Origin of the sequence: Methylophaga sp. UBA5088 (genome assembly GCF_002414625.1) — a bacterium.
In the GTDB taxonomy this organism is placed as follows: domain Bacteria; phylum Pseudomonadota; class Gammaproteobacteria; order Nitrosococcales; family Methylophagaceae; genus Methylophaga; species Methylophaga marina.
Genome location: NZ_DIAC01000080.1, coordinates 1 through 584 on the forward strand (window position 1 = coordinate 1; position 584 = coordinate 584).

At 40.9% G+C, this 584-nt stretch carries 1 protein-coding gene; it reads left to right on the forward strand.

The window, feature by feature from the left end; translation table 11 throughout:
* On the forward strand, positions 1-440 hold a 440-nt coding region (locus B4K20_RS10175), incomplete at its 5' end, for a CorA family divalent cation transporter (RefSeq protein ID WP_289282800.1).
* Positions 441-584 lie beyond the last annotated feature (144 nt).

Genomic DNA, 584 nt, shown 5'->3' on the forward strand with positions numbered 1-584 from the left:
ACTTACACGATAATATTGCTCAGTTGCGTCGACAAGTGATTAGCATGCACCGTTATCTTGCACCAGAGCGGGATGCCCTGGCTCGCCTGACACTGGAGATGATATCCTGGTTATCTGATTATGATCGGATTCAGATTCATGAAATCAGTGACACGCTGATTCGTTACATCGAAAATCTGGACGCTGTGCGTGAACGGGCTGTATTGGTTCAGGAAGAACTGCATAGTAAAACCGCTGAACAACTCAATGCACGTATGTATGTGCTGTCTGTGATTGCTGCTGTGTTTTTACCTTTAAGCTTTGTGACAGGCTTATTGGGGATTAATGTGGGTGGCATTCCAGGCGCGAATGATAGTCATGCTTTTACTGATGTCATCATCATGCTGACTGTTGTAGCTCTGATATTATTAATTTTATTCCGTTGGAAGAAATGGTTTTAATCAGGCTTTAAACGGTGAATCAATCACTTAGTTAATCTGCTTAAAAATAATCCTTAACAAAGATAAAAATTTCTTCATTTTTTTCGAGCAAACTTCAAAAAGATGTTGTAGAATGCCTCGCTTTCTTGGGGTGCTTAGCTCAGC